This is a genomic window from Exiguobacterium sp. SH0S1 (assembly GCF_004337165.1).
In the GTDB taxonomy this organism is placed as follows: domain Bacteria; phylum Bacillota; class Bacilli; order Exiguobacteriales; family Exiguobacteriaceae; genus Exiguobacterium; species Exiguobacterium aurantiacum_A.
In genome coordinates, this window is sequence record NZ_SJVC01000001.1 from 1,187,390 (window position 1) to 1,213,747 (window position 26,358).

27 protein-coding genes, 1 pseudogene and 1 riboswitch are annotated in these 26,358 nt (G+C 51.5%); of the genes and pseudogenes, 7 read left to right on the forward strand and 21 right to left on the reverse strand.

The window, feature by feature from the left end; all coding sequences use genetic code 11:
- Positions 1 to 32 precede the first annotated feature (32 nt).
- The 4 genes and pseudogenes from ptsG to EVJ20_RS06070 all read right to left on the reverse strand — a co-directional run.
- Positions 33 to 1,532: pseudogene (gene ptsG, locus EVJ20_RS06055) on the reverse strand (glucose-specific PTS transporter subunit IIBC); the annotation flags it as partial.
- A gap of 216 nt (positions 1,533 to 1,748) precedes the next feature.
- A complete protein-coding gene (gene glcT / locus EVJ20_RS06060; protein WP_131441442.1) occupies positions 1,749 to 2,597 on the reverse strand; it encodes a glucose PTS transporter transcription antiterminator GlcT in 849 nt (282 codons plus the stop codon).
- A gap of 106 nt (positions 2,598 to 2,703) precedes the next feature.
- Positions 2,704 to 3,021, reverse strand: coding sequence for a YuiB family protein (locus EVJ20_RS06065; RefSeq protein WP_070328765.1), 318 nt, complete (start codon positions 3,019 to 3,021; stop codon positions 2,704 to 2,706).
- A gap of 129 nt (positions 3,022 to 3,150) precedes the next feature.
- On the reverse strand, positions 3,151 to 4,362 hold the full coding sequence (locus EVJ20_RS06070; RefSeq protein ID WP_131507274.1) for an NAD(P)/FAD-dependent oxidoreductase: 1,212 nt from the start codon (positions 4,360 to 4,362) through the stop codon (positions 3,151 to 3,153).
- Positions 4,363 to 4,630: 268 nt separating this feature from the next.
- On the opposite strand from EVJ20_RS06070, the gene EVJ20_RS06075 reads away from it, so the two are divergent.
- Positions 4,631 to 5,608: an NAD(P)/FAD-dependent oxidoreductase gene (locus EVJ20_RS06075; RefSeq protein WP_131463906.1), complete on the forward strand. Its 978-nt coding sequence runs from the start codon at positions 4,631 to 4,633 to the stop codon at positions 5,606 to 5,608.
- 40 nt (positions 5,609 to 5,648) lie between these two features.
- Here EVJ20_RS06075 and EVJ20_RS06080 read toward each other — a convergent pair whose 3' ends face one another.
- Together EVJ20_RS06080 and EVJ20_RS06085 are read right to left on the reverse strand one after the other, a co-directional pair.
- Positions 5,649 to 6,503 (reverse strand): epimerase, encoded by an 855-nt coding sequence (locus EVJ20_RS06080; protein ID WP_236636167.1) that lies wholly within the window; start codon positions 6,501 to 6,503, stop codon positions 5,649 to 5,651.
- Between the two features lie 109 nt (positions 6,504 to 6,612).
- Complete coding sequence (locus EVJ20_RS06085; protein WP_131441440.1) at positions 6,613 to 6,969, reverse strand: HesB/IscA family protein; 357 nt, start codon at positions 6,967 to 6,969, stop codon at positions 6,613 to 6,615.
- A 97-nt stretch (positions 6,970 to 7,066) separates the two neighbouring features.
- Positions 7,067 to 7,208, forward strand: a riboswitch (FMN riboswitch).
- 158 nt (positions 7,209 to 7,366) lie between these two features.
- On the opposite strand from EVJ20_RS06085, the gene EVJ20_RS06090 reads away from it, so the two are divergent.
- On the forward strand, positions 7,367 to 7,954 hold the full coding sequence (locus tag EVJ20_RS06090; protein ID WP_131463908.1) for an ECF transporter S component: 588 nt from the start codon (positions 7,367 to 7,369) through the stop codon (positions 7,952 to 7,954).
- A gap of 111 nt (positions 7,955 to 8,065) precedes the next feature.
- Here the strand turns inward: EVJ20_RS06090 and EVJ20_RS06095 are convergent, their stop codons facing one another.
- Both EVJ20_RS06095 and EVJ20_RS06100 read right to left on the reverse strand, forming a co-directional pair.
- Positions 8,066 to 9,277, reverse strand: a complete 1,212-nt coding sequence (locus tag EVJ20_RS06095; RefSeq protein WP_131463910.1) for a NupC/NupG family nucleoside CNT transporter — start codon at positions 9,275 to 9,277, stop codon at positions 8,066 to 8,068.
- Positions 9,278 to 9,476: 199 nt separating this feature from the next.
- Complete coding sequence (locus EVJ20_RS06100) at positions 9,477 to 9,713, reverse strand: YuzB family protein (RefSeq protein ID WP_035386187.1); 237 nt, start codon at positions 9,711 to 9,713, stop codon at positions 9,477 to 9,479.
- Positions 9,714 to 9,809: 96 nt separating this feature from the next.
- Between EVJ20_RS06100 and EVJ20_RS06105 the strand changes: the two genes are divergently transcribed.
- Positions 9,810 to 10,865 (forward strand): NAD(P)/FAD-dependent oxidoreductase, encoded by a 1,056-nt coding sequence (locus EVJ20_RS06105; protein ID WP_131455937.1) that lies wholly within the window; start codon positions 9,810 to 9,812, stop codon positions 10,863 to 10,865.
- 249 nt (positions 10,866 to 11,114) lie between these two features.
- On the forward strand, positions 11,115 to 12,545 hold the full coding sequence (locus EVJ20_RS06110; protein WP_131463912.1) for a S8 family peptidase: 1,431 nt from the start codon (positions 11,115 to 11,117) through the stop codon (positions 12,543 to 12,545).
- 56 nt (positions 12,546 to 12,601) lie between these two features.
- Here the strand turns inward: EVJ20_RS06110 and EVJ20_RS06115 are convergent, their stop codons facing one another.
- A complete protein-coding gene (locus EVJ20_RS06115) occupies positions 12,602 to 12,889 on the reverse strand; it encodes a DUF1462 family protein (protein WP_071397900.1) in 288 nt (95 codons plus the stop codon).
- 126 nt (positions 12,890 to 13,015) lie between these two features.
- On the opposite strand from EVJ20_RS06115, the gene EVJ20_RS06120 reads away from it, so the two are divergent.
- Positions 13,016 to 13,243 carry a NifU family protein gene (locus EVJ20_RS06120; RefSeq protein ID WP_016509169.1) on the forward strand — a complete coding sequence of 76 codons (228 nt, stop codon included), beginning with the start codon at positions 13,016 to 13,018 and terminating at the stop codon, positions 13,241 to 13,243.
- Positions 13,244 to 13,275: 32 nt separating this feature from the next.
- Here EVJ20_RS06120 and EVJ20_RS06125 read toward each other — a convergent pair whose 3' ends face one another.
- A complete protein-coding gene (locus tag EVJ20_RS06125; RefSeq protein WP_070328756.1) occupies positions 13,276 to 14,046 on the reverse strand; it encodes a TIGR01457 family HAD-type hydrolase in 771 nt (256 codons plus the stop codon).
- Positions 14,047 to 14,050: 4 nt separating this feature from the next.
- On the reverse strand, positions 14,051 to 14,494 hold the full coding sequence (locus tag EVJ20_RS06130; RefSeq protein WP_070328796.1) for a DUF86 domain-containing protein: 444 nt from the start codon (positions 14,492 to 14,494) through the stop codon (positions 14,051 to 14,053).
- A 158-nt stretch (positions 14,495 to 14,652) separates the two neighbouring features.
- On the opposite strand from EVJ20_RS06130, the gene glpX reads away from it, so the two are divergent.
- A complete protein-coding gene (glpX, locus tag EVJ20_RS06135; protein WP_070328755.1) occupies positions 14,653 to 15,633 on the forward strand; it encodes a class II fructose-bisphosphatase in 981 nt (326 codons plus the stop codon).
- Positions 15,634 to 15,670: 37 nt separating this feature from the next.
- On the opposite strand, the gene EVJ20_RS06140 is transcribed toward glpX, so the two are convergent.
- The 8 genes from EVJ20_RS06140 to EVJ20_RS06175 form a co-directional block, all read right to left on the reverse strand.
- Positions 15,671 to 16,348 (reverse strand): DUF975 family protein, encoded by a 678-nt coding sequence (locus EVJ20_RS06140; protein ID WP_131507279.1) that lies wholly within the window; start codon positions 16,346 to 16,348, stop codon positions 15,671 to 15,673.
- Between the two features lie 102 nt (positions 16,349 to 16,450).
- Complete coding sequence (locus EVJ20_RS06145) at positions 16,451 to 16,756, reverse strand: hypothetical protein (protein WP_131463916.1); 306 nt, start codon at positions 16,754 to 16,756, stop codon at positions 16,451 to 16,453.
- A gap of 156 nt (positions 16,757 to 16,912) precedes the next feature.
- The gene (locus EVJ20_RS06150) at positions 16,913 to 17,293 is read right to left on the reverse strand and encodes a YutD family protein (protein WP_035386184.1); all 381 of its coding nucleotides are present in this window, start codon (positions 17,291 to 17,293) and stop codon (positions 16,913 to 16,915) included.
- Between the two features lie 47 nt (positions 17,294 to 17,340).
- Positions 17,341 to 18,687, reverse strand: coding sequence for a bifunctional metallophosphatase/5'-nucleotidase (locus tag EVJ20_RS06155; RefSeq protein ID WP_131507281.1), 1,347 nt, complete (start codon positions 18,685 to 18,687; stop codon positions 17,341 to 17,343).
- A 9-nt stretch (positions 18,688 to 18,696) separates the two neighbouring features.
- On the reverse strand, positions 18,697 to 19,542 hold the full coding sequence (locus EVJ20_RS06160; RefSeq protein WP_131507284.1) for a DUF72 domain-containing protein: 846 nt from the start codon (positions 19,540 to 19,542) through the stop codon (positions 18,697 to 18,699).
- 17 nt (positions 19,543 to 19,559) lie between these two features.
- Positions 19,560 to 20,741 (reverse strand): MFS transporter, encoded by a 1,182-nt coding sequence (locus EVJ20_RS06165; RefSeq protein WP_070328751.1) that lies wholly within the window; start codon positions 20,739 to 20,741, stop codon positions 19,560 to 19,562.
- A 110-nt stretch (positions 20,742 to 20,851) separates the two neighbouring features.
- Positions 20,852 to 22,171, reverse strand: a complete 1,320-nt coding sequence (brnQ, locus tag EVJ20_RS06170) for a branched-chain amino acid transport system II carrier protein (protein WP_131463922.1) — start codon at positions 22,169 to 22,171, stop codon at positions 20,852 to 20,854.
- 246 nt (positions 22,172 to 22,417) lie between these two features.
- Positions 22,418 to 22,690, reverse strand: coding sequence for an acylphosphatase (locus EVJ20_RS06175; RefSeq protein WP_131490438.1), 273 nt, complete (start codon positions 22,688 to 22,690; stop codon positions 22,418 to 22,420).
- A gap of 92 nt (positions 22,691 to 22,782) precedes the next feature.
- Here EVJ20_RS06175 and EVJ20_RS06180 point away from each other — a divergent pair, with 92 nt between their 5' ends.
- Positions 22,783 to 24,165: an alanine/glycine:cation symporter family protein gene (locus EVJ20_RS06180; protein WP_131504667.1), complete on the forward strand. Its 1,383-nt coding sequence runs from the start codon at positions 22,783 to 22,785 to the stop codon at positions 24,163 to 24,165.
- Positions 24,166 to 24,200: 35 nt separating this feature from the next.
- Here the strand turns inward: EVJ20_RS06180 and EVJ20_RS06185 are convergent, their stop codons facing one another.
- Both EVJ20_RS06185 and EVJ20_RS06190 read right to left on the reverse strand, forming a co-directional pair.
- Positions 24,201 to 25,166, reverse strand: coding sequence for an L-lactate dehydrogenase (locus tag EVJ20_RS06185; RefSeq protein WP_131463928.1), 966 nt, complete (start codon positions 25,164 to 25,166; stop codon positions 24,201 to 24,203).
- Between the two features lie 118 nt (positions 25,167 to 25,284).
- Positions 25,285 to 25,698, reverse strand: a complete 414-nt coding sequence (locus tag EVJ20_RS06190) for a DUF6678 family protein (protein ID WP_071397913.1) — start codon at positions 25,696 to 25,698, stop codon at positions 25,285 to 25,287.
- Positions 25,699 to 26,358: the final 660 nt, after the last annotated feature.

Here is a 26,358-nt window from a genome sequence, read left to right on the forward strand (position 1 = left end):
AATACTTAGTTTGCTTTCTTTTCGTTACCTGAAGCGATGACCGCTTGCATCTCTGATTTCAATGCATCCGAACGCGGTCCAAAGATGGCTTGAATGTTGTTACCGACTTCAAGGACACCAGCTGCCCCGAGACGTTTCAACTCTTCTTTGTTCACTTGGCTCTTATCTTTAACTTCGACGCGAAGACGTGTGATACATGCGTCAAGGTGTTTGATGTTTTGTGAACCACCGAAACCAACGAGGATATCTTGTGCAAGTTCCGAACCAGTAGCTGTTGATTGCTCAACGACTTCATCTTCACGGCCCGGTGTTTTAAGGTTGAACTTACGGATAACGAAACGGAATCCGAAGTAGTAAATGACTGCGAACGCGAGTCCGACTGGAATGACGAGCCACCATGCTGTTTGGTTAGGAAGTACACCGAAGAGAAGGTAGTCGATCAAACCGCCCGAGAACGTCATCCCGATTTTGACGTTCAAGATGTGCATGACCATGAATGAAAGACCAGCGAAAACTGCGTGTACTGCGAACAAGAGTGGAGCTACGAACAAGAATGAGAACTCGATCGGCTCTGTGATACCTGTCAAGAACGATGTGAGTGCTGCCGAAGCCAAGAGACCGCCGACGACCGCTTTACGCTCAGGACGTGCTTCATGGTACATCGCAAGTGCTGCTGCAGGAAGACCGAACATCATGAACGGGTATTTACCAGTCATGAACGTACCGGCTGTAAGCTCGGCACCGTCACGGATTTGAGCGAAGAAGATCGCTTGGTCACCGCGGACGATGTTGCCAGCTGCATCCGTGTATGATCCGAATTCGAACCAGAACGGTGAGTAGAAGATATGGTGCAAACCGAACGGGATCAACGAACGTTCAATCAAACCGAAGACGAACGCTGCGAGCGTACGGTTTTCTTCCAACATGAAGTTTGAGAACGTGTTCAAACCGTGCTGAACTGGTGGCCAGATGAGAAGCATGACGAAACCAGCGACGACAGCCAATACAGCTGTGACGATTGGGACGAAACGCTTACCAGCGAAGAAGCCAAGGAATTGTGGCAATTCGATGTTGAAGTACTTATTGTATGCCCAGGCCGCTATCAGACCGACGATGATACCACCGAAGACACCTGTTTGAAGTGTTGGGATACCAAGGACTGACGCGTAAGCCGGGTCACCTTGTGCGATGATCTCAGGTGTGAGTTCGAGCCAAACACCCATGACTTTGTTCATGATGAGGAACCCGACGATGGCTGCGAGTCCGGCAACGCCGTCCCCTGCTAAACCGATCGCGACACCGACTGCGAATAAGAGTGCTAAGTTCGAGAAGATAATTCCGCCTGCTTGCTCCATGAGCTGAGCAAACTTGACAACGCCTGCGTTAGTCAACCAACCAGCGCGTGACGTAAGGGCCGGGTTTTGCATCGCGTTACCGAATGCGAGAAGAAGACCGGCTGCCGGCAAGATCGCAACAGGAAGCATAAGCGCTTTACCGACTTTTTGAAGAACACCAAAAATCTGCTTAAACATGATAAATCCTCCTTTTGTAATTGTTTATTCTGAAACCGAACGTAGATGTCAGACAACCGACGTATCTAAACGTTTTCATAATGAACGTTTATAAAAACAGAAACAGGCATGAATAAGGTATAGAACGTAGACTTCTCCTCAATAGAGAAATCGTAGCCGTTCCACTCCTTACTCATGCCTGATCGAATCAGTAACACGTAAGATACGTGGTATCAGTTATCTACTTGTAGTCAGTCGCTGGAGATGCATCGTCAAATATGTCGCTTCACCTCGTGGCACAGGACGCTTTAATTCGCGTTCCATGATGCCCATCAGCTCCCAAGCAGTACTATAGCATAGCGGATATTCTTCACGCAACACCTTTTCTATTTTTTGTGGAGCCTCGACCGTCTCACCTGTCGCAACCCGCTCAACGGCGTACCTTAAGTGCCGAAGTAAGCGCTTATAATCGAGCGAAGTCCGGTCCATTTTGACGTTCAAACGACTCTCAATCGTCTGAACAATCTGGCCGATGATTTGATTATGACGATTGACTTCGAGGACGTTTTTAAACGTCGTCGCCGAATGGATATGAAGGGCGATAAATCCGACCTCGGCATCAGGAAGCAACACATCGAGGCGCTCGTGGATCATGTCGACGATCCGTTCAGCGAGCGCGTACTCGTTCGGATAGAGCGATTCAGTCTCGAGTAAGAACGGATTCGTCACTTCCATCCCTTGCTCGATCCGTTTCATCGTAAAGAACAAGTGATCGGTCAGGCCGATATGGATATGTTGGTCGACTTTTTTTCCTGTGTTGCTCTCGATGAAGCCGACGATGTCTTGCATGAAGGCGATGAAGTCTTCATCGACGTGCTTCACGAGCTCACGATATTGAGATTGCTCTTCCTTATCCGTCAATTGATACACTTTCTCCGGGACGCTGGCCGGGTCGACGAGATCGCCCGCTTTCTTGCCGAAGCCAATCCCCTTCCCAAGCAGAATGACTTCCGGATCCGTATCATGTTGACAAATGACAACGCTATTATTCAACACTTTTTTGATCGTATACATCGGTAATGTCATTCGTATCGCATCCCTTACTAATTAAATCGTTATCTTATCTAGTATATCGGTTCAGCTTCTAAAAAAGTAGGCAGAAACCAAAAAAAGACGAACATTTCTGTCGTCTTTAAAACATCGAGTAACCGCTCTTACGCAAGTACCGGATGGTGACCCCTGCCAAGATGGCACCGAGCAATCCGAATCCGAGCATAAAAATGTCGAGAAACTGCAGACCGAGCAGACGCTCATAGACGTTCGCGAGCGCGGTCGATGTTTCCGTGACGTAGCTTGACAGCTTGACGTTGTCGATCATCATGATGACGAAAATCGGATAGATGAACACGAGCGTCCACGTCTTTTTGAGCAGCATATTCAAGATGAACCCGATGCTGAAGAAGATGACTAAATATAAAATCGCGCCAATGACGGCTTGGATGATGTGCATGTGATTGCCCCCTTTTCCCGTTGTCTATTATACCGAAAAGAAATCCGCTTGGTCAAAGAAGTTCACTGAATCGTTGACATGAAAAAGCAGCCCGTTCAAATGAACAGGCTGCTCGTTGGCTCAAACGAATCAGAATTTACCTTTTTTAAGGACGAGACCGTATTTTTTGAGCTCGATAAAGTGTTTGTTGTCGATGACTTTCTTCATGAATGAAGCGTTGCGACCGAAGATTTTTTTGCCCATGACGATTCCGATTCCATCGTTATGACCAAGTGACGCGACCGTCCCTTTGCTCTCATACGTGAACTTCGAAGTCGACTTTCCGTTGATGAGCGCAGCGATGTTTTTCGCCACGTTGTGCGCTTGTTGCGTCGCGATTTGCGCCGTCGGCGGGTACGGACGGTTCGAGACAGGATCCATGACAGCTGAGCAGTCACCGATGATGAAGACGTTATCGTGGCCAGGGGCACGGTTGTCCGCCTCGACCATGACACGGTTACGGACCGCTTCGAAGCCAGACTTCTCAACGATCGGGCTACCGCTGACGCCGCCTGTCCAAAGGATCGTGTTCGCTGCGATCGTCTCTGTCGTGTCACCTTTGAGTGGACCGAACGTGACGACACCTGGCTCTACACCTTTGATGCCGTTGCCGAGTTTCATCTCGACGCCGTTACGCTCGAGCCATTTTTGCGCATACGTCGTGAGTTCCGGGTCGAACCCTGGAAGAACCGTTGGCGCTGCCTCGATGTTAACGATGCGGACCGCTTCACGGGGAACATCGTACTGTTTGCAAAGTTCAGGGACACGGTTGACAAGCTCACCGAGGAACTCGATACCTGTGAATCCGGCACCACCGACGACGATCGTGACGAATGAACGGTCAGATGATCCGTTCGTCTTGTATTGTGCGAACGAGTACTCGATATGTTCTTTAATTTTACGAACGCTGTTGAGCGAGTTGATCGTCATCGCGTTCTCTTTAAGGCCCGGGATACCGAATGTTTCCGGTACGCCACCGAGGGCGAAGACGACGTAATCGTACTCGACAGTCGATCCGTCTTCGAGCATCACTTGTTTAGCTGTAGTATCGACGCGATCGACGATCCCTTTGACAAATTTAACGCGTGACGCATTGACGACGTCGTTAATGTAGACACGAGCCTGCTCAGGCTTCATCGTTCCGGCCGCCGGCTCATGAAGCCAAGTCGTTTGGTAATGGTAATCGTGTTTGTTGATCAACGTGATGTTTGCATCTCCAGCTGCAAGCGTCTTCTGAAGGTTTACTGCCGTGATGAGTCCACCGAAACCTGCGCCGAGGATAACAATGTTAGGTCGTTTCATGTTCATTTCCACCTTATTTTAAAAGTTTTGTTTTCCTGAACAACTATGTTGTGTGTTTTTTCACATAGACGTTCACAATAAAGCCTAATTCTTGTTCAACCAATGTTCACAATTGCTTCCCGTTCATTGTACGACGTTTAATCCGTTTTCTCAATGAAAAAGCTTATCTTCTTGAATTTTTTTCGAAAGTATTGCATCTTTGTACTGAATGGATTTAGTTCACGTTAGACCATATAATAGAAGTACACGCTTCATGAGGAGGAATTCGATGAAATCGACGAAAGATGTAGTCATTATCGGTGGTGGTCCAATCGGACTGTTCACCGCATTTTATGCAGGTATGCGCCAACTCGATGCGACGTTGATCGAAAGCTTGCCGCAACTAGGCGGACAATTATCGACGCTCTATCCAGAGAAATATATTTATGACATCGCCGGCTTCCCGAAAGTGAAGGCCCAAGATCTAGTCGACCAACTGAAAGCGCAAGCCGATCAGTTCGAACAAGATTATCGCCTTGGCGAGACGGTCGAAACGGTCGAGCGACTCGAAGACGGTACGTTCCACATCTCGACGAACAAGGACGAGTACCATACGAAAGCGATCATCATCACAGCCGGCAACGGCGCGTTCGCCGCACGTCCGCTCGGACTGGACGGTTGTGAAGATTATGCGAACCTTCATTACTTCGTCGACAGCATGGAGAAATTCCGCGACCGTCGCGTCATGATTGCCGGCGGCGGCGACTCGGCCGTTGACTGGGCACTCATGCTCGAAGGTATCGCCAAAGAAGTCCATATCGTCCACCGTCGTGACCGCTTCCGGGCTCACGAGCATACGGTCGAACAAATGAAGGCCTCGACGATCAACGTCTGGACGCCTTATAATATCGAATCACTCTCAGGCGCGACGCATATCGAGTCGGTCGAACTGACGGACAAAGATGGCGAATCGAAGTTCGTCGACATCGACGACTTGATTTGTAACTACGGGTTCGTCTCATCGCTCGGCCCGATCAAAAACTGGGGCATGGAGTTTGAGAAAAACACGATCCGTGTCGACTCACGAATGGAGACAACAGTCGCAGGCATCTTCGCTTGCGGTGACATCGCCACGTACGAAGGCAAAGTGAAATTGATCGCGACCGGCTTCGGTGAAGCACCGATCGCCGTCAACCAAGTGAAACAGCTCGTCGACCCGACAGCGCGTCACCCACAACATTCAACCTCGGTATTTGCCGGGAAATAAAGACTGGCCTCTCATCTGCGAACGATGAGAGGCCATTTTTTCATTTGCGGATCGTTTGAATGATGACACGGTCAATCCAATCATCGAGTTGCGTGAACACGAAGCCAGCTTTTTTCGCCTCGGCATTCGACATGTAGTAGTCGACGTCCGTATCGTACGGGGACGACTCCCCATCCTTAATGATTTGGACCGGTTTACCGATATGCTGTCCAATTCGTTCCATGAGCGCACCTAGCGAGATGAGGCCGTCGCTCGCGGCGTTGAACGGCCCCCTCACGTCGGCACGGCCGACCCATTCCAAGAAAGCTGCCGCCTCGAAACTCGAGATGAATCCCATCAACGCCTCCGGATGATGTAATACGATCTGTTCTTCGTTCCGAACCGCGTCGACATAAAATTTTAACCGGTCGGTGTAATCATCCGGCCCTAGGACGATCGGCAACCGCACCGTCGTGACCGGGAATGAGGCCCGATGGAAGAAGTACGATTCGGCCTCTCGTTTCCCTTGTCCGTAATCGTGTTCCGCGTCAAGGTGATATTCATGATGGAGCGGATTGAAGTCGCTCTCTTTTAAAGCTGCCTCTGGCGCATAGACGGACATCGTAGACGTGAGCACATATTTCCCGACCCGGTCCATGAAGGCGTCTGTCGCAATCTTCGCCTGATACGGATTGAAACAAATATTGTCGTAGACGAGGTCATACTCGTTACGTGCGAGGTCTTTCATCGTCGCGACCGACTGACGGTCGCCTTTAATGGAGCGGATCCCTTCCGCTTCCGGCACTTGCAGCTGTCCGCGCGTGACAATCGTCACGTCGTCCCCGGCTTCAGCGAGCCGCAGTGCGAGCCGTTTCCCAAAGTAACGTGAGCCACCAAAAATCAACACTTTTCTCATCACTCCTACCCCCTTCTCATCCTTCTTCCACCAATATTCCCGTTCATTTCCTCTCATTAACATACTCACCAAAAAAGGTTGCCGAACATGTCGGCAACCCGTCTATCGTTTAGCAATCCCCGGGCGTGCCGGCGTTCGCCGCCGTCCGGAAACTCGAGCCGCAACCGCACGTCGCGATCGCGTTCGGATTTTTGATCGTGAAGCCACCGCCGAGCATCGACTGCTTATAGTCGATTTCGAGCCCGTCGACGACACCGTGGTCAGCTTCGGCGACGATGACGCGGACGCCATGATGGTCGAACTGGACATCCTTGTCCGTCTTGTCTTCATCGAACCCCATCCCGTAGGATAGGCCGGTACACCCACCGCCTTGGACTTTAATGCGTAAGAATTGGGCTTCAGGGCGTTCGGTCTGTTTCATCATATCGATGACTTGTAGTGCGGCTGGCTCTGTTAAATGAATCATCTGAACTCCTCCTCATTTATCTTCACTTCAAGTCAACTGACTTGTGATTTTGTGAAATATCTTGTATAACTAAACTGTAACAAAAAAAATTAAATCGTTCCATCTTCGGGGCAGGGTGAAATTCCCGACCGGCGGTATTGAAGACAAGTTCTTCTCAGCCCGTGAGCGAGCAAGGCGTTGCTTGCTGATTTCGTGAGATTCGAAAGCCGACAGTAAAGTCTGGATGGGAGAAGATGGCGGCATCCGACCGATATCCGGATGTTTTCTTTGGCGTGGTTTAAACGTTGATGAGAACATCTATTTCGTATGCGCGTAAACTCTCCCGATTGTTCACACAATCGGGTTTTTCTATGCGACGGGTGCCATTCATCAAGGAGCGACAAAAGGAGAGATTTTGATGAAAACAACGCGCAACAAACGATTGACAACACTGGTGACGCTATCGATGCTCGGGGCGATTTCATTCGTCCTCATGCTCTTTAACTTCCCGCTGCCCTTCCTGCCACCCTTCCTGAAAGTGGATTTCAGTGACATCCCAGCGCTAGTCGCCGGTATCGTCTTCTCGCCACTCGCAGGTGTCGTGGTCGTCGCTCTAAAAAACGTCCTCTACTATGTCTTTAACGGTGGCGGCGTCCCGGTCGGTGAAGTCGCGAACTTCTTTGCAGGTGTCGCATTCATGTATCCGGTCGCTTGGTTCTACCATAAACGTAAAACGAATAAAGCGCTCGCTTCAGGCCTCGTGGCAGGTACGATCACGATGGCGATCAGCTTGGCGATTTTGAACTACCTACTCATCTTACCAGCTTACGCGTTCTTCTTCGGAATGGCCGAGATGGCCGATCCAGCAGTCAAGACGAACCTCGTCCTGTACGGTATCTTACCGTTCAACTTGATTAAGGCATTATTGATCACCGCCTTGTTCGTCCCGCTCTTCCTGAAGTTGAAGCCGTGGATCGAACGTCAACAAATGCAACTGCAAGCTTAATACACAAGCACCCAAAGGAACTTCTCCCTTGGGTGCTTTTTTCGATGCGGATAGTTACATGAACGAACAAGAGCGCCCACCGGAGTGAGCGCTCTTGTTTGTGAATAACGATTAGAGAAGAAGACCAGCGAGAGTCGCTGACATCAAGTTCGCAAGCGTACCTGCGAGAATCGCGAGGACACCCATACGTGCGATGTCGTTACGACGGTTCGGAGCCATACCACCAAGACCACCGAGAAGGATGGCGAGTGATGAGATATTGGCGAATCCACAGAGTGCGAACGCGATCATCGCTTCTGTACGAGCTGACAAATCACCTGAACCGATGATCGGTGCGAACTCAGAGAAGGCAACGAATTCGTTCAAGACGAGTTTTTGTCCAAGGAAGCTACCGAATTGTACGGCATCTGCCCATGGCACACCGATGACGAACGCGAGCGGTGCAAACACGTAACCAAGGATCAACTGAAGTGAGAGACCTTCTAGACCGAACCAGCCACCGATTCCACCGAGAAGCAAGTTGACGAGTGCGATCAATGAAACGAAGGCAAGAAGCATCGCACCGACGTTCAACGCGAGGAACAACCCGTCTGACGCACCGCGAGCGGCCGCATCGACGAAGTTTGCTGCTTTGTTCTCTTCATCTTCTGCAATCTCAATATCATCATCCGGAGTTTCTGTTTCCGGGACGATGATTTTCGCAAACATCAAACCAGCAGGCGCTGCCATGAAGCTCGCTGCGAGCAAGTACTCGAGCGGAACACCGAGCGCGGCGTATCCAGCAAGTACCGAACCGGCAACTGATGCGAGACCACCGACCATGACGGCAAACAATTCTGATTGTGTCATTGATGGGAGGTAAGGCTTGATGACGAGCGGTGCTTCCGTCTGACCGACGAAGATGTTCGCCGTCGCTGAGAGCGATTCTTTACGTGACGTACCGAGTGCTTTTGCAAGTGCCGTACCGAGGATCCGGATGACCCATTGCATGACGCCGATGTAGTAAAGAAATGCAATTAACGAAGACATAAAGATGATGATCGGTAATACTTGGAACGCGAAGACGAAGTTGTCTCCCCCGACTGCCGTACCGAAGACGAAGCCGATTCCGGCGTTCGCCGTGTTCAAGACGTTTTGGACGCCTCCTGAGATAAATTCTAACGCCGAACGCCCTACCGATGTGAAGAGGACGAGGAATGCGAACGTAAACTGGATCGCGAAGGCGGCAAGAACTGTACGCCATTTGATGGCTTTACGGTTGGTCGAGAAGATGTAAGCGATTCCAATTAGTGCCAAAATACCAACCACGCTCATGATGTTCATTGGTGTTGTGCTCCTTTCATATTGAAAACCCGATGATTGTGTTATACCCGAATCAAGATGTGCCCTACCGTTTGAAACGCTTTCTTTTTATGTTGTTAAACGTCAGACAACCTACATTCGAACCTCTTAGAATATACCAAACCGTTTTAAAAAAAGCAACGGGTCAAAAAGAAAAAAGTTTGAGAAATCTCAAACTTTTTTACCAGGCCATCTCTTCGATTTTTTCATACACGTTCGTGACGAGTTGTTCCGGCGTCTCCCCGATCACGACTTCTCCGTCGACGAGACAGAACAAGTCGAGCGAGCAGACCCCACAGTAGCCGGTACAGCCATATTCGACGACGTCTAGGTCAGGATCGGACTCTAGTTTTGCCCGGGCGATCTGTGAACCCATCGCTAAGTTCGAGGCACAAAACTCGATGATCGGATTCATCATTTTTTTCACCGTCTTTCTTCCCCTATTGCGGGAAAATGGTTCTTCTACGAGGTATTATATCATGGTACAGTTAGAGAGTAACAAAGGGGGATTTTTATGCGCAAATTAGTCGTCTTAGGAGGCGGTTACGGGGGTATGCGTGTAATCGAACGCGTCCTCGGCCATCAGCTGAAGGACGTATCGATCACATTAATCGACCGTCTACCTTATCACGGATTAAAAACAGAGTATTATGCACTAGCCGCAGGAACGGTATCCGATCGTGACATCCGTGTCGATTTCCCGGAAGAAGTCGACTACATATACGGGCAAGTCACCGACATCGATACGACCGACAAGATGGTGTTGCTCGCAAGCGGGGAAAAAGTGCCGTACGACGACCTCGTCATCGGCTTAGGCTGCGAGGACAAATACCATAACGTGCCCGGCGCCGCCGAGTTCACGTATAGTATCCAAACGTTAGAAGAGTCACGCAAGACGCAACAAGCGATCAACGGCTTGTCGCCCGGTTCGATCGTCTCGATCGTCGGGGCCGGGCTATCCGGTGTCGAGCTCGCGAGCGAACTTCGCGAGAGCCGTCCCGATCTGACCGTCCGACTGTTCGACCGTGGCCCTTCCGTCCTGTCCTTTTTATCGAGCCGTGTCTCGATGTACGTTCAATCATGGTTTGAAGAGCATGGCGTTGAAGTCATCAACAATGCCAACATCGTCCGGGTCGACCCAGACGGTCTATGGAACCACGAACAACACTTTGCCGCTGACTTGACGGTCTGGACGGCCGGGATCCAACCGGTCGCCGTCGTCCGGAACCAAGGGTGGGAGCTCGATGGGGGCGGCCGTGTGAAACTGACACCGCACCACTACGTCCCCGATTTGCCTGACGTCTTCGTTGTCGGTGACAACGCCAGCCTCCCGTACGCACCTTCAGGTCAACTCGCCGAGGCACAAGCGGAACAAATCGTCCAAGTGCTGCTCTGCAAGTGGAAAGGCGTGGCTTATCCTGAGTTGCCGGATATTAAACTCCGAGGCACGCTCGGGTCGCTCGGGAAGAAGGCCGGCTTCGGCGTCTTCATGGGGAAACAGTCGCTGACCGGGAAAGTGGCCCGACTTCTCAAGTCCGGTATCCTGTGGAAACATAAAGTCATCAAATAATACGACCGAATCGCGAAATGGCTGCCTTGCCATCTCGCGATTTTTTTATGTGATGACAGCCGCTTACCCGTTCATCCTTCTTTGCCTTGCGCCAAAAGTCTTGTATCTCTGTCCCTGATATACTTGTCTAAATTTTCAGATTATTGATTCGATTGACATATTCTATCCGATGGAAAAACTTGTTACTCTATGAGCACGGCAGTTCGACATCATGTCATCTCGCCTACATAATCCAAAGGGGGAAATCCATTGAAGAAGATCTGTAGCACCGTCCTCGCCTCGCTTCTCGTCTTGTCAACCGTCCCACAAGCAGTAGACGCCAGTCCTGACAAGGAAAAAGAACGTGTCATCGTCGTGTTCAAACAGTCGGCGAAGAAAATCCCGCTCTCGATTGAAGGCATGGAAGTCAAACAGCAATACGCCAACATCCCAGCTGCTGCCATCGAAGTGCCGAAAGCAGCGCTGAACGGATTGAAAAACAATCCAAACGTCGCCCACATCGAAGTCGATCAGACGGTACAAATTGAGAATCAAACCCAAGACTGGGGAATTCCAAAACTGAAAGCACCCTCGGCTTGGCAGAACGGCTTCACCGGAAAAGGTATTAAAGTATCCGTCGTCGATACCGGAATCTCAGCGCATCCGGACTTGACGATTGCAGGTGGAGCGTCATTTAGCAGTGTGACGAGTTCATATGCCGACGACAACGGACACGGCACGCACGTCGCCGGGATCATCGCGGCACGTGACAACGGCATCGGAACGGTCGGGATCGCCCATGAGGCAAGTATTTACGCCGTCAAAGCGCTCGAGGCGAACGGCAGCGGTAGCCTGTCGAGCATCATCGCCGGTATCGACTGGTCGATTTCGAATCAAATGGATATCATCAACTTGAGCCTCGGAACGACGAGTCCTTCGACGACGCTCCAACAAGTCGTCGATCGGGCGAACAATTCAGGCATTCTCGTCGTCGCAGCGGCTGGTAACAACGGCCGAGCCGACGGCAGCGGCGACCTCGTCAACTACCCGGCGCGCTACAGCTCGGCCATCGCGGTCGCGGCGACGGACATCAACAACAATCGCGCTTCGTTCTCCGCTACCGGCAGTACAGTCGAAGTCGCGGCTCCTGGTGTGAACATCAACTCGACACTCTCAAGCGGCGGCTACGGTCAATTGAGCGGGACGTCGATGGCGACACCATACGTCGCCGGGAACTTGGCGCTCATGAAACAAGCGTACCCGACGCTCTCATCTTCACAGCTCCGGACGCGTCTGTCACAAGATACGATCGACCTCGGCACGGCAGGTCGCGATACACTATTCGGCAACGGACTCGTTCAAGCGCCAACGTCAGGCGGCACGTCACAACCGGTTCAAGCGCTCGCGGCGACTGTATCGACGTCTAAGTCGACATACTACGCTGGTGAAGTTGTATCAATCTCATCGACGGTACGTGATGCGAACGGTCAAGCGGTCGCGAACGCGGACGTTCGTGTGACGGTGACACAACCTTACGGCTCGACGCTCACAGGGACAGGTAAAACGAACTCAAGCGGAGCAATCACGTTCACGCTCTCGACTGGTTCTTCTTCACAACGAGGGACGTACCAAGTGAAAGCGGATGCGACGCTCTCAGGATACACGGCAAGTTCAGCGACGTCGTCGTTCCAACTTCGCTAAATCGAAAACAAGGTTGAACGAATGTGTATTCGCTCAACCTTGTTTTATGATGTCGTTTAATTCTCGTCAATCGCCGTATACACTTTACGCAACTGGACGACTCCTTCGTCGACGACTTCCCCGTTCAAGAGGACGAGCGGGTAAAACCATTCGTCTTGCTTGATCGCCTCGGCGATCTCATCGTCCGCTTGCTCGAAGTCGATGTATTCGAACTCGAACTTGCGCTCCGGATATTTCCGAGCGAGCGCACTTTGTAACCATTCATATGTCTCGACCGAGCTCGGTGCCCCGACACAGCTCGCACACTGTACTTCTGCCCCGTATACCGTGATTTTCATCGTCATTCCCCCTATTTATTTCTATTATACAAAAATCACGCAGCGCCCTTGTCACAAAACGCTCAGCGTTAAAGATTGAGAAACAATCTCAAACTTGCTAGAATGGAATAGAACCAGAAAGGGGTAGATACCATGGAAATGTTTGATCAAGTCCAAGAAGTACTCGATAAATTACGCCCGTTCTTGCTTCGCGACGGCGGTGACGTCGAACTCGTTGATGTAGATGAAGGCATCGTCAAACTTCGTTTGATGGGTGCATGCGGCAGCTGCCCGTCTTCAACAATCACTTTGAAAGCCGGAATTGAGCGCGCGCTCATTGAAGAAGTACCTGGCATCGTCGAAGTCGAACAAGTATTCTAAACAAAAAGGGAGACGTGAGTCATCCCTTTTTTTCATGCATGTGTCCATTCGTCCAAGCTCTCGACCATATAGGTCGGGAGCTTTTCTTGTTCTTGGATGAACGCTGGCCCGTGAACGCCTGAATTGACGTGCAGCGTCCGTAGCCCTCCGTTGATCCCAAACAAGATGTCCGTATGGTAGTTGTCCCCGACCATGACGACCTCGTCTTTCGTCAGACCGATCATCTCGAGGGCGATGTCGATCATGACCGGCTCCGGCTTGCCGATGAAGAACGGGTCTTTCTCCGTTGTCACCGTGAGCACGGACGTCAGCGCCCCGTTGCCCGGTAAAAAGCCGCGCTCGGTCGGGATGGCGATATCTCCGTTCGTCGAGATGAAGCGGGCGCCGGACCGAATCGCGAGCGCACCTTTCGCCAATTTCTCGTACGTGATGTGGCGGTCGAGCCCGATGACGACGTAGTCGGCTTTCGGTTCGTCCGTCACATGGAAGCCACGCTCTTCAAGCGCGATCCGGAGACCGTCTTCCCCGATCATATAAACGGTCGCCCCTGGTGTCATCTTCTCGATATAACGGGCCGTTGCCATCGCACTCGTCAAGACGTGCTCGGGCGTCACATGGACACCCATCGACACGAGCTTATCCGCGACTTGTTTCGGCGTCATCGAGGCGTTGTTCGTGACGAACAAGTACGGGAAGCCCGTCGCCTCGAGCCGGTTCACGAAGTCGACCGCTGCTTTGATCGGCTCGGTGCCCGCATAGATCGTTCCATCTAAATCAAATAAGTATCCTTTAATTAAATTCATCTAATCACTCGCTTTCCGGTAAAAATGCTGATACTGGTCCAAGTTCCACTTCTAAATAGCGGCGGACTTGCTCGGGAAATGCTGCGAACGTCTCTTTTTGACGCTCCGTCCAGGCGTCAAAGCGAGCCGAATCCGACGTGACGAACTCCCGGACGTAATAGGCACGCATCATGACGAGCTCTTTCGCCGCTTGAGCCGTCTGGGCGTCGAGCACGCGCTCGTCCAATAAAATGTCGACGATATCTTCATAACTCCCCGGATCGCGCATAATGAAGCCGTCGATCATCGAGTTGCCGACATCGATGACGCCTTCCATCAAATGCACGGCCAAACGCTCTTTCGCAAGTTCAAGTGTGAACGCGTCCCCTTCGAGCTGATCGATCCGATGCAACATCGTTTCCATATGGGCCAGCGTCTCATTGATTTTTTCTCTATTCACAAAATACATCGTCATCCCCCCTGCCCCTTATCATAATCTTTTTTCCGACTCGAGAAAAGAATCTCCCCTATTTACATCATTTATCCGATTGTGATACACTAATCCACGGATTAACACTTTAATTAGTATGTCACATTAAATAGAAATCACGTGGAGGGTTCAACACTATGGAACGAGAATTAGCGTTAGAGATCGTACGAGCAACCGAGGCAGCGGCACTGGCATCATCAAAATGGATTGGTCGCGGCCAAAAGAACGAGGCCGATGACGCGGCGACGTCAGCGATGCGCGAAGTGCTCGGTACGGTCAATATGGATGCGACTGTCGTGATTGGTGAAGGCGAATTAGATGAGGCGCCGATGCTTTACATCGGCGAACGCCTCGGTACGACGTTCGGGCCGGAAGTCGATATCGCGGTCGATCCGCTCGAAGGGACATCGATCGTCGCCAAAGGACTCGGCGACGCCATGGTCGTCATCGCAGTCGCCGATAAAGGCGCTCTCCTCCACGCACCTGATATGTATATGGATAAACTTGTTGTCGGACCGAACCTGAAAGGGAAAGTCTCGCTCGACGAACCGCTCGAGTCGATCATCGAGAAAGCCGCGCTCTATAACGGCAAACGGATCGAAGAAGTGACCGTCATCATGCAAGACCGCGATCGCCACGAACATCTCCGTCAAGCGGCGATGCGTATGGGCGCACGCGTCAAACTGTTCGATGACGGCGATGTCTCGGCCGGGATCGCCGCAGCCATCAAATCGAACCCGATCGACATCTTCATCTCGACAGGCGGCGCACCAGAAGGCGTCATCACGGCAGCAGCAGTCAAGGCGCTCGGCGGCGATATGCAAGCCCGCCTTCACCCGATGAACGAAGAAGAGACGGCCCGCGTCATCTCGATGGGCATCGAGGACCCGCTCCAACTCCTCACGATCGACGATCTCGTCAAGAGTGACGATTGCATCTTTGCCGCGACCGGTGTCACGACAGGTGAACTGCTCGACGGCGTCAAGTTCTTGACGGACGATATCGTCGAGACGACGTCGCTCGTCATGCGTTCGAAGACGAAGACGATTCGCAAAGTCGTCGCTGAACACACGTTGTCGTTGAAGCCGTACCTGAACAAACAACAAGTCGAAGCATGACAAAACCTCCGCTCAAAATTTGAGCGGAGGTTTTTCTTTAGAACCCTTGTTCCATATCAGGCGTACCGACGTGGTTCGTGCGCGGCTGATCTGCTCCTCGGAGCGAATCATAGAACGCGGCGTACGTCGTCGAGAAGTACGGATATACGTACAAGAACCCGATTCCGAGCGTGAACACGCCGACGAAGAACCAACCGATGAACGAGAGGACGAGTTTGAACGCGTCCATCTTGTGACCGTCCATCATTCGGCGTGACTCCGTGATCGCCTCTAGAGCCGACAGTTCTGGCTGATCACGTAAAATATAGTTCGTGAGCGAGTACGAGAACGCTTTGACGATTCCTGGGATCACAAGTAACAATGCCCATAAGAAGATGAACAACCCTACGAAGAACGGAGCGAGCACGTGCTTCACATAGCCGGTTTGGAACGGTTCAAATAATTTCGAGACGGCCGGCTTGTCGCCGCGTGACACGGAGAGGACGAGCCATGACCATCCGACCGTGAGCGGTGCGATCAACAACGTCAGAAGGAACGATAAGAACGATAACGTCATCTCGATAGACGTCAATGGCTCCATTGACTCTGCGTCAATCGTCGGTGCGAACGATTGGGGAATCCCGTTCAATACAACGAACAAAATCAAAATCCCGGCGAGCAGCCAGCGATTACCTGTCAACATTTTTTGTGCGTGTTGTTTCCATTGTGCTGTCATAGTATCCATCCTTTGTTTGTGTTCTTTCCTTAGTGTACGTCATTGGCCGGCAGAAGGTTTCAAAAAACACGAAAACAGGGGAAAGGTTTCTCCTTCCCCCTGTTAATATAAGATATTGCCCATAAAAAACTGCGACATCGATAGAATAAATAAGAGCACACCTGTAGCGACAACAGTCAGTGAGATCGCTTTAAATAACCGGCTTTTTAGAAATGCATTCCGATACTCGAACCGGCGAACGAGCAAGACATGGACCAACTCAAACAAAAGGACCGCGGCTGTGAAATAGAATGTCATGATACTACCTAACCCGAAGAACAGCATCGTCAGTAAGCCCAATCCTAAGTTATGGATTCGGTTATGGACGTCATCGCGATCGCCGACGGTCGTCGTTTGTACGTGTTGCATCCTTCCACCTCACTTCCAAAACCCGAACAGAAAAAGTTATCTTATATATAAATTATCACAATTTTCTTATCCCTAAACCTGTCACACCATCTTTTCACCTAAACGAAACATCTAGGAAATATATGTAATAAAAAAAGCGCTGATGTCATCAGCGCGTCATGAACCGGTCGAAGTTTCAGCTTCTTCCGCTTTATTGAATTTTCGTTTTAGTTTGAGCGGTTGTTTCGTTCCGCCGAACACAGGACCGTCTTCACTTTCATCAATCTCTGTCTCTTTCTTCAGGACGAAGAACGGACAACCAAAGTTACAATACTCATACACATAGTCCATCACATGATCGATTCGATTATCGTACGTGGCAAACTTCGACTTCACTTCATAAAATCCTTTGAGACGAAGTTGACCATGTCCCCAATCTCCGACGATGTAATCATATTTATCGAGCACATCACTATAACGAGCGATGAATGCCTCTTCGTCAAACCCGTCGCGTTTCTCTTCGATGACGGTATATCCATGGTGATTCACTCTAATCATTTTCACACCTCCACTTTCCTATCATATCACGCCCGTCGACAGTTCCCCTATCGTTTTCGGATCACATCATGACGCGCCATGATCGTTTCACGCAGCACGTCACGCAGAAGTTCCGGCATGTAGTAACGCTTCGGCTGGTCCGCCAAATACGGCAGGAGCGGACCGAACGTGAACATGTCGACCGTGGCGACACGATACGTCTGTTCAAACCCGATCTCGTTGCCGCGAAGCAAGTAGCGGCCTTGTTTCAATTCAAGACCGTGGACGATCGGTTGTCCGAGCACCGTCCCGCGAAAGCCGAGCCCACGCACGTGCATCGTCGTGAACGGCTCATCATGAACATCGCTCAAGAAACGAAGCAACGTTGCGCCGTCGAGTGTCAACAGGCATGGATTGATCGGGTGCGGACAGATGCGGTGGAGCATATTGAGCGTGACTTGTCCGGGTGCCAACCCTTCAAGCAGGATCCCCGACGGAAGGATGCTTACTTCGGCATCACACCAGTCCATTAATCCGTCCGCCAACAACTCCGCAATCGGAGATGGTCCGAACCAATCGCTCACATAGCCTGGCGTGGCGGCAATCGTCACATCAAGCAAACTCTCAGCTTGTTCATACTCGAACCGCAACGCCCGTAGCGTGTCGTCGTCCTGAACGTGATCTGTCAAGTCATGGAGACACGCCTTCTTCTCTACGACTTGGCCGTCCCGAAGCGTCAACTCGACTTCTCCGACGTATTGCCCGTACTTCCCGGCCTGGGCGATCAATACCCCGTTTTTCATGACACCGTCGTCTAACACGTGATGCGTATGCGCCCCGAGGATGACATCGATGGCCGGGAACGCTTCGGCGAGTCGCTCGTCGGCGTAGAAACCGAGGTGACTGAGCGCGATGATGACGTCACATCCTTTGAGTTCCTCGAGTGCCCGAGCAGTCGCCGTCAGCGGTGACTCAATTTGCCAACCGAGTTCAGGATACAGCTCTTCATACGGTGCGGTCACGCCGAACAGACCGACACGCACACCGGACCGCTCGAGGACGAGCGTCTCCGTCGCCCAGTCCGGTCGCGTCCCGTCCGCTTGATAGACGTTCGCGAGCAAGACGGGGAACGTCGCATCCACATAGAGCGAATCGAGCCAGTCGTGCGGAAACGTGATGCCTTCGTTGTTGCCGATCGTCACGGCCGTCGGATTGAGCCGATTGAGCAAGCGGACGTTCACTTGCCCTTTCGTCACTTCCGTCGCCGGGTGTGTTCGATCGGCATGATCGCCGAGGTCGAAGACGAGCGTGTCCTCATGTCGGTGTTCGTTCAAAAAGGAGACAAGTTGGGGCCAATTATGAAATTTTGAATGCAAGTCATTGTAGTGAAAGATTTTAATCGTACGCACGGCCATCCCCTCTTCCTAAAACAGGCTGATTTGGCTCGGGGCGAGCTCATACTCGGCACCGAGAATCTCAATCAAACGTTTCGCGTTCGGTGCCGCATCCCCGGCCGAGTTGTTGTTGAAATAGACGTAGACCGACTTGGCATCTCGTTCGAGTGCCCGGCACGCCGTCGCAAGTTCTTGCAGTTCATCCTCACTGTATCGATACAAGCAGCGGACGTGACGCCACTCTTGGCTCGTCATCCCGGGTTTGCGGAGCCACCCTGCCGTATTGCGGCCGTGCAGACGGACGACTGCGACTTCCTTGTTCGTGACGACCGGGACGAACGGGATGCTGCTCTCTTTCGTCTGAGGTTCGTCGCACACCGTGTTGATGAAGCGTTGCTCGGTCAAGAACGCGAGCGTCCGGTCGCGAAATGCTTCCGAGAACCACGTCGGGTTCCGAAACTCGACGGCGATGTCATAGTCGATCAGCTCCGCTCGAATCGTCCGCAAATAGTCGAGATGCGGCTTCGAGACGTCGAACCACGGCGGGAGTTGGACGAGGACGGCCCGCAGTTTCCCCGCCTGTTTGAGCGGCTCGACCGATATCCGGTAGCGCTCGAACAGTTCGGTGAGCGGCAGCTTCGGTTCACGGTCGTGACCGCTCATTTCCCTGGAAACTTTGACGACGAACTGAAAGCCGTCCGGCGTCTCACGATTCCATTTCTCATAGTTTTTCACAGGTTGGATCGCATAGAACGAGGAGTCGACCTCCACCGTCGGAAAGTGCCCGGCATATGTCGACAGTTTGTGCTTCCGCTCTTCCGGCGTCGTATAGAGCAGGTCGTGGTCTCCCCAACCGGTCACACCGACATAAATCATCGTGTTTCCTCCTCACATTATTGTTCGAACGATGTCTCCGCGTTTCGCTTTGACCAATTGAGTGTCCCGCTAAACGTCACGAGCAACAAGACAAGTCCCATGATGAACGGATAGCGCATGTCGATATCGAAAGCGATCCCGGCAAGCGTCGGCCCGACGATATTACCGATACTCATATAGGCGTTGTTCATCCCCATCGCGAAGCCTTGTTCTTTATCTGCCATCTTCGACACAAGCGTATTCAACACCGGACGAAGAATCGAGGTCGACAAGAAGATGATGAGCGTGATTGCGAAGAAAATCGCATACGATCCCGCGAACAGCGAGAACAAGAAGCCGAGTGCCGCGAGCATAATGAAGATGAGCACGACTTTGATCTCACCGAAGAGCGAGACGAGTCGGTCGACGGCAAACAGCTGAACGATGACACTGACGATCCCCGTACCTGTGATCATGACGGCAATTTCTTGCGGCGTCGCACTGAACGTCTCACTGACGAACAATCCGAGCACCGACTCGTATGCCATGAGCCCAAACGCCATGACCAAGTTGATGACGAGCACGAAGAAGTACGGCTTTCGAGTCGACGACAAGAGTTGCCGTGGCAGCGATTCGGTCTCGTTCGTCCGGACGTAAGCTTCCCGGTCCGGTTCTTTCAATAGAATGATCGATGAGATGACGGCGACGAATGAGACGATCGCCGACAAAAGTAGCGGTGCCTTCAGCCCGAACTCGGCGACGAAGCCCCCGATCCCTGGTCCGATGACGATCCCGAGCGACATTGCCGCGGAAATATAGCTATTTCCTTTCGCCCGTTGTTTGAGCGTCGTAATGTCGGCCACGTAAGCAAAGATGGCTGGAATGAGCAATGCGGCCCCGACTCCGCCGATGGCGCGCGAGATCAGTAAGACCGTCAAATTGTCCGATAAGTAAAAGACTGCCATCGAGATGGTGAAGCCGATGAGCCCTGAAATGATCATCAGCCGGCGACCGTAGACGTCCGCCCATTTCCCCGCGATCGGTGACATGAGCAACTGCGCCCCGGCAAAGACCGAAATCATCAGTCCGGCGGCGGTACCGCCTTCACCTATCATTTTTAAATAGTCGGGAATGATTGGAATGATAATCCCGAATCCTGCTACAGCGATGAACATGTTCAGCATGAGAATCGCCAATTGTTTCTTTTGTTTTGTCGTCAACGTACATCACTTCCTTTTCATCTATTCATTTTACTTGTTGATGAATGGAATGAGCAAACGATAAGACAGCAAAACACCCATCCTGGACCAGAGGATGGGTGTCGTTGTGATTATGAGATGCGTGACTCGGCGAGTGATCCGCTCGACCGCTGTTTCGGTAAGAACAGTGTGACGACATAAACGATCAACGTCGGAACTGCCCAGGCGAGCCCGATCTCAGCCATCGGCAAGTTCGTGATCCATGCAGTCACGGCTGTTGGAGCCAAGCCTTGTGCCGTCTCGAACAACGAGAACACGAGCGCCGTGTAAACGGTCGCCTTCATGGCGACTTGCGGGTTACGTTGAATCCGTTCCGTGACCGAAACGAGCACGAGTGCGATCATGACCGGATACAAGAGCGTGAGTAACGGTATCGCGATTTCAATCAACGTACCGAGACCGACGAGTGAAATCAAGTAACCGAATAACGTTGTCCCGATGACGACTTGGTAGTACTTGAGCGACTCGAACGTGTTACTCATGAACCGTGAAAACTCACTGATGAGTCCGACGGCTGTCGTCAAACAAGCAAGGAAGACCGCTGCCCCGAGTGCGAGCATGCCGACTTGACCGAACGATGTACCGGCAAACGTTTGAAGGAGGCTTGCTCCGTCAGTCGTTCCCGTGACACCCGTCATGTTCGCTCCGATCGATGCGAGCGAGATGTAGACGAGCATCAAACACGTGACGGCAAGCAATCCCGATGTCCGGAGAAGCGATGACGCTTCTTTTTGATCCGACATCCCGTTCGCTTTAAGCGTGACGAGAACGATTGCACCAAAGACGAGTGCCCCGAATACGTCCATCGTCAAGTAACCTTGTTTAAAGCCTTCACCGAGTGCCCCGAGCCACGTCTCATACCCTGCTGCCGGCGCGACCGGTGAGCCGAGCGGAGCCACAAGGTTTGTGATCCCGATGCCAGCGAGCAAGACGAGGAGGATCGGCGTAATGATCCGTCCGATGATCTCAATCAATTTTTGAGCGCGGAGCGTCAAAAGGAACGTCAAGCCGAAAAAGACAGTTGAACTGATGGCGAGTGTGAACGTTGACGGCGCACCGAGGAACGGCACGACTCCCATCTCATACGTGACCGCTGCCGTCCGAGGAATCCCGAAGAACGGTCCGATGGCCACGTACATTAATCCCGTCAAAAGGAGTGCAAGACGCTTCGGAATATACTGGGCGATTTGATCAGACCCTCCACCGACCCGCGCGACCGCGAACAAGGCGAGTAAAGGAAGTCCGACGCCGGTAATGACGAATCCGACTAGGGCTGGGAACAGGTTCTCACCTGCCAACGCTCCTAGCATCGGTGGGAACAGCAAGTTCCCGGCTCCGAAGAATAATGCGAAAATCGTAAACGCTAACGGGAATAATGTTGATTTTTTCATACAACTACCTCCACATACATTGTAGTACCTTCCGTGTTGAACAAATTCCGACTAAATGACTAAATTTTCTGACAATAAAGCGCTTGGTCTATTCCATTATACACACTATCCTTTTTTTGACCACCCTATCTTTAAAAAAGATGTTTATTTTTCTGAGAAGTAGATTTCCATATAAAAAAAGCTCCCTCTTTTTACAACAGGAGCCTACTTGTCAACCGAATTCATGTCATCTTTTCAAAAAAATAGTCAATAGCGGATATCGAATTTACGGTACGATGCTTCCGCGATATCCGTTTCTTCGATCTGTTCGACGCCGACGAACCGATTGCCGTCATAGAGCGCTCGTTTGAACGATGCATAGTCGGCCTCGTCCCCTTCGACGTGGATTTCGACCGTACCATCGCTCAAATTCCGGACCCATCCCTTTAGATTCGATTCGATTGCGGTCGCTTGACAAAAATAGCGAAAGCCGACCCCTTGGACGCGTCCTGAGACGATCAATTGTTTAGCCAGTTTCATGCGTATTCTCCTCCTTCATATGAAATAACAGGTTTAGCGAGACGCTGCTTAGGTAACACTATATAAATAAAATACTGATTAGGAGTGGTGATGTGGAACAGATTGTGAATATCGTGACGTCGTTTTCGAATTGGCTATGGGGAGTCCCAATCATCTCCCTGCTCGTGTTATCAGGTGTATACTTGACCATCAAATTAGGATTCTTCCAATTCCGATACCCGCTCTACATAGTTCAACAAACGTTAGGAAGCGTCTTTAAAAAACCGAAAGGCGAAGGCGACATCAGTCCTCGCCAGGCGTTGACGTCGGCGTTATCGTCGACGATTGGTGCCGCCAACATCATCGGTGTCCCGGCCGCGATTATGTTCGGGGGACCGGGCGCCATCTTCTGGATGTGGGTCATCGCCGTCGTCGGGATGGCCATTAAGTTCTCAGAAAGTGTCCTCGCCGTCCGTTACCGCGAGAAAAATGAAGCTGGGGAATTTGTCGGCGGTCCGGTCTACTACATGGCCAAAGGGCTGAAGTGGAAATGGCTCGCCTCATGGTTCGCGTTCGCCCTCATGATCGAGCTCATCCCGAGCATCATGGTCCAAGGCAATGCCGTCAGCTCGGCCGTCCGTGAGACGTTCAACGGCGACACGCTCATTACCGGGATTATCGTCGCCGGACTCGTCGCACTCGTCGTCTTCGGTGGCATGAAACGGATCGCTAAAGTAACAGAAATCATTGTTCCAGCGATGGCACTCGTGTACGTCGGGGCCGGTTTCATCATCGTCTTGATGAACTTCTCGCAAATCCCTGACGTTCTCGGTCTCATCTTCTCGTACGCGTTCCAACCGATGGCCGCGCTCGGCGGATTCGCCGGGGCAGCCATTGCTGAGACGATCCGTTGGGGTTTCGCCCGCGGACTCTATTCGAACGAGGCCGGTCTCGGGACGGCGCCGATTGCGCACGCAGCCGCCCAGACCGATCACCCGGTCCGCCAAGGTTTCTGGGCCGTCATCGGGATCGTCATCGACACGCTCATCATCTGTAGCACGACCGCGTTCGTCGTCTTATCGTCTGGTGTCTGGACTCGCGAAGGCGCGATGAGCGACCCGGCCGCACTCACGACGATCGCTTTCCGTGAATACTTCGGGTATACGGGCAGCCTGCTCGTGACGATCTCACTCATCTTCTTCGTCTTGTCGACGATCATCGTCATCATCTTTTATGGTTCACGCCAAGCCGAGTACTTGTTCGGTTTGACGGCCGGTAAAGTGATGAAAGTCGTCTATATCGCCTCGATCGTCATCGGTTCGATCGGTGGCGCCCAGATGATTTGGAACTTCCTTGACTTCATGCTCGCGATGATCCTCATCCCGAACATGATCGCCGTATTGATGCTAAGCGGTGAAGTGAAGCGACTGACGACTGAATTCTTCTCGTCTGAAAAATATTACAAGAAAGACGTCGCCGAGAAAAAGGCGTCGTAACAACGAACCCGGCTGCAACGGCAGCCGGGTTTTTGTTATGAACTTGTCTCGATTTTGTCAATCGCCTGGCGAATCCGTCCGACCGAGGCGTCGAACTGTTGTTGCTCCTCAGCCGTCAAGTCGATCTCGATGATTTGACTGATACCGCTCCGGTCGATCAAGGCAGGTACCCCGATATGGAGGTCGGAGGCGCCGTATTCACCGTCGAGATGGGCACCGATCGTCACGACCGTGTTTTCGTTCCGGACGATGGCGCGGACGATGCGCAGCAGGCCGAGACCAATCGCGTAATACGCCGCGCTCTTATATTCGATGATCTGGTTCGCGGCATCGCGTACTTCTTGATAGATCGCGTCTAAATCCTCTTGGTGATACGAATCATTGTCGGCGAGCAATTGCTTCATCGACTTGCCATAAATCCGGGCGTTGTCCCAGGCGACGAAACCACCGGCACCATGTTCGCCCATATAATAGACGTGACAGTTACGCGACGACAAGTCGAAGTATTCGCCGAGCTTATAACGCAGACGTGCCGTATCAAGCACCGTCCCTGAGCCGATGACGCGGTGTTTCGGCAAGCCGGACGCTTTCCAGGCGACGTGGGCCATCACATTGACCGGGTTCGTCGCGACGACGATGATCCCGTCAAAGCCGCTCGCCATGATTTGTTCTGTGACGTCACGGACGACGACCGCATTTTGCCCGGCGAGGTCCATCTGTGTCTGCCCGAGCTTTTGGGCGGCTCCAGCCGTGATGATGACGATGTCGGCGTCACGACAATCCGTGTAATCCCCTGCCCAAATCCGAACCGGGCTCGGTGCGAACGAGATGCCGTGGTTCAAGTCCATCGCCTCACCTTCCGCTTTCGCGTGGTTCGAGTCGATCAAGACGAGCTCTTCACAGAGCGCCGCCATCGATAATTGGTAAGCAAAACTGATGCCGACCCAGCCGGCACCGACGACGGCGATGCGGGTAATGTCTTTTGGATCAATTGTTTCCATTCAATCATTCCTCCCTAAAAACAGTCTCTCTTTTAGCATACCCGACTCGCTCTAGTTTCACGACAAAAATCCAATAGATGAGGATGTCACCTGATTCCTCGCTTCGCTAATTCTTAAACTATCTCTCAAAAATCCCTGTATCCCGAACATATCCAAACACTTGGATGGTATCGCTTTTTTGGATGAATGGGATTCGCTCTTTCTTTAGGATGTCTATAAGTTCATCGGTCATATCACACATGTCTGGGTCAATGATGACTCCTTTATAGAGCAACACCTTTGAGCGCAATCGAATCCATTCGATTGATCGTAAAGATGATTCCACCCAAACATCATCCCAATCTAAATTTTCGAATTGAGACAATTCGTCGCTTGGAAATAACGTATCTTCACCTAAGTATTTGATTTGATACGGCGGTAAATACGGTAACGTCGTGCTCACAGCTTGACCAAATCGTTTCCATTTCGTCTCATTCATCACCGAGGTCAATTGCCGCTCCTCGATTATTTGTAATTCTTTTTGTCGATCCATCTCGGTTCATCCTTTCTCATATTCGAGTTCTAATCGTTTGATCGCCCGCAACACATCCTCTCGGTTGTGTTTTTGCTTCATCCACTTGGGCAGGCGACTCTCGATACTGCTGTTCTCACCATCACTCTTCTGCAAATAAAGCGGTAATCTACAGAAAGGATTGAAGGCCACCCACCCGTTCGATAGACTCCGTCCGTATACATGCGCACGTATCCTCAACCGAGACAGCTGAGACGCAACGTCTCATTCTTCACAATATCTGGACATTGCTTACATCGATGACACCGCACATGGATGTAATGCATGAAGGACATTATTTTTTTTGCTCTCTAACTGAAATCGCTTCATGAGACATACCTCCTTGTTTTATTAGAGGATGAATTATAAAATCAAGTCCAACCCCCCAATCAGAAAATAAGAAGCCCATAGCATCTTCCTCATTCAGAATTAAGGTAACATAGTGGAGCGTGTTAAAATAAAGACTTATCTAGAGCCAGAGATGTATACCCACCTATTCTATTGCTTGATAATCGACGTGCTCAAGACCAACTCGCTGACTCGCTTGCCATAATCAACGGACCATCGAAGAAATGTCTCGAATAGAAAATATTATGTGAGTCCTCCATCGAAAAATGTTTTGCTCTTCATTTGACAAATCGG

Coding starts and splice junctions, on each gene's coding strand:
- EVJ20_RS06185 (WP_131463928.1), bottom strand. CDS start 25,166: ATGGAAACAATTGATCCAAAAGACATTACCCGCATCGCCGTCGTCGGT.
- EVJ20_RS06175 (WP_131490438.1), bottom strand. CDS start 22,690: ATGAAACTGGCTAAACAATTGATCGTCTCAGGACGCGTCCAAGGGGTC.
- glcT (WP_131441442.1), bottom strand. CDS start 2,597: ATGACATTACCGATGTATACGATCAAAAAAGTGTTGAATAATAGCGTT.
- EVJ20_RS06160 (WP_131507284.1), bottom strand. CDS start 19,542: ATGATTTATGTCGGTGTGACCGGTTGGGGAGACCACGACCTGCTCTAT.
- EVJ20_RS06120 (WP_016509169.1), top strand. CDS start 13,016: ATGGAAATGTTTGATCAAGTCCAAGAAGTACTCGATAAATTACGCCCG.
- EVJ20_RS06065 (WP_070328765.1), bottom strand. CDS start 3,021: ATGCACATCATCCAAGCCGTCATTGGCGCGATTTTATATTTAGTCATC.
- EVJ20_RS06105 (WP_131455937.1), top strand. CDS start 9,810: ATGCGCAAATTAGTCGTCTTAGGAGGCGGTTACGGGGGTATGCGTGTA.
- EVJ20_RS06115 (WP_071397900.1), bottom strand. CDS start 12,889: ATGACGATGAAAATCACGGTATACGGGGCAGAAGTACAGTGTGCGAGC.
- EVJ20_RS06155 (WP_131507281.1), bottom strand. CDS start 18,687: ATGGCCGTGCGTACGATTAAAATCTTTCACTACAATGACTTGCATTCA.
- EVJ20_RS06100 (WP_035386187.1), bottom strand. CDS start 9,713: ATGATGAATCCGATCATCGAGTTTTGTGCCTCGAACTTAGCGATGGGT.
- EVJ20_RS06085 (WP_131441440.1), bottom strand. CDS start 6,969: ATGATTCATTTAACAGAGCCAGCCGCACTACAAGTCATCGATATGATG.
- EVJ20_RS06080 (WP_236636167.1), bottom strand. CDS start 6,503: ATGAGAAAAGTGTTGATTTTTGGTGGCTCACGTTACTTTGGGAAACGG.
- EVJ20_RS06145 (WP_131463916.1), bottom strand. CDS start 16,756: ATGCAACACGTACAAACGACGACCGTCGGCGATCGCGATGACGTCCAT.
- EVJ20_RS06090 (WP_131463908.1), top strand. CDS start 7,367: ATGAAAACAACGCGCAACAAACGATTGACAACACTGGTGACGCTATCG.
- glpX (WP_070328755.1), top strand. CDS start 14,653: ATGGAACGAGAATTAGCGTTAGAGATCGTACGAGCAACCGAGGCAGCG.
- EVJ20_RS06075 (WP_131463906.1), top strand. CDS start 4,631: ATGAAATCGACGAAAGATGTAGTCATTATCGGTGGTGGTCCAATCGGA.
- EVJ20_RS06150 (WP_035386184.1), bottom strand. CDS start 17,293: ATGATTAGAGTGAATCACCATGGATATACCGTCATCGAAGAGAAACGC.
- EVJ20_RS06140 (WP_131507279.1), bottom strand. CDS start 16,348: ATGACAGCACAATGGAAACAACACGCACAAAAAATGTTGACAGGTAAT.
- EVJ20_RS06125 (WP_070328756.1), bottom strand. CDS start 14,046: ATGAATTTAATTAAAGGATACTTATTTGATTTAGATGGAACGATCTAT.
- EVJ20_RS06130 (WP_070328796.1), bottom strand. CDS start 14,494: ATGTATTTTGTGAATAGAGAAAAAATCAATGAGACGCTGGCCCATATG.
- EVJ20_RS06190 (WP_071397913.1), bottom strand. CDS start 25,698: ATGGATCGACAAAAAGAATTACAAATAATCGAGGAGCGGCAATTGACC.
- EVJ20_RS06095 (WP_131463910.1), bottom strand. CDS start 9,277: ATGAACATCATGAGCGTGGTTGGTATTTTGGCACTAATTGGAATCGCT.
- EVJ20_RS06070 (WP_131507274.1), bottom strand. CDS start 4,362: ATGAAACGACCTAACATTGTTATCCTCGGCGCAGGTTTCGGTGGACTC.
- brnQ (WP_131463922.1), bottom strand. CDS start 22,171: ATGAAAAAATCAACATTATTCCCGTTAGCGTTTACGATTTTCGCATTA.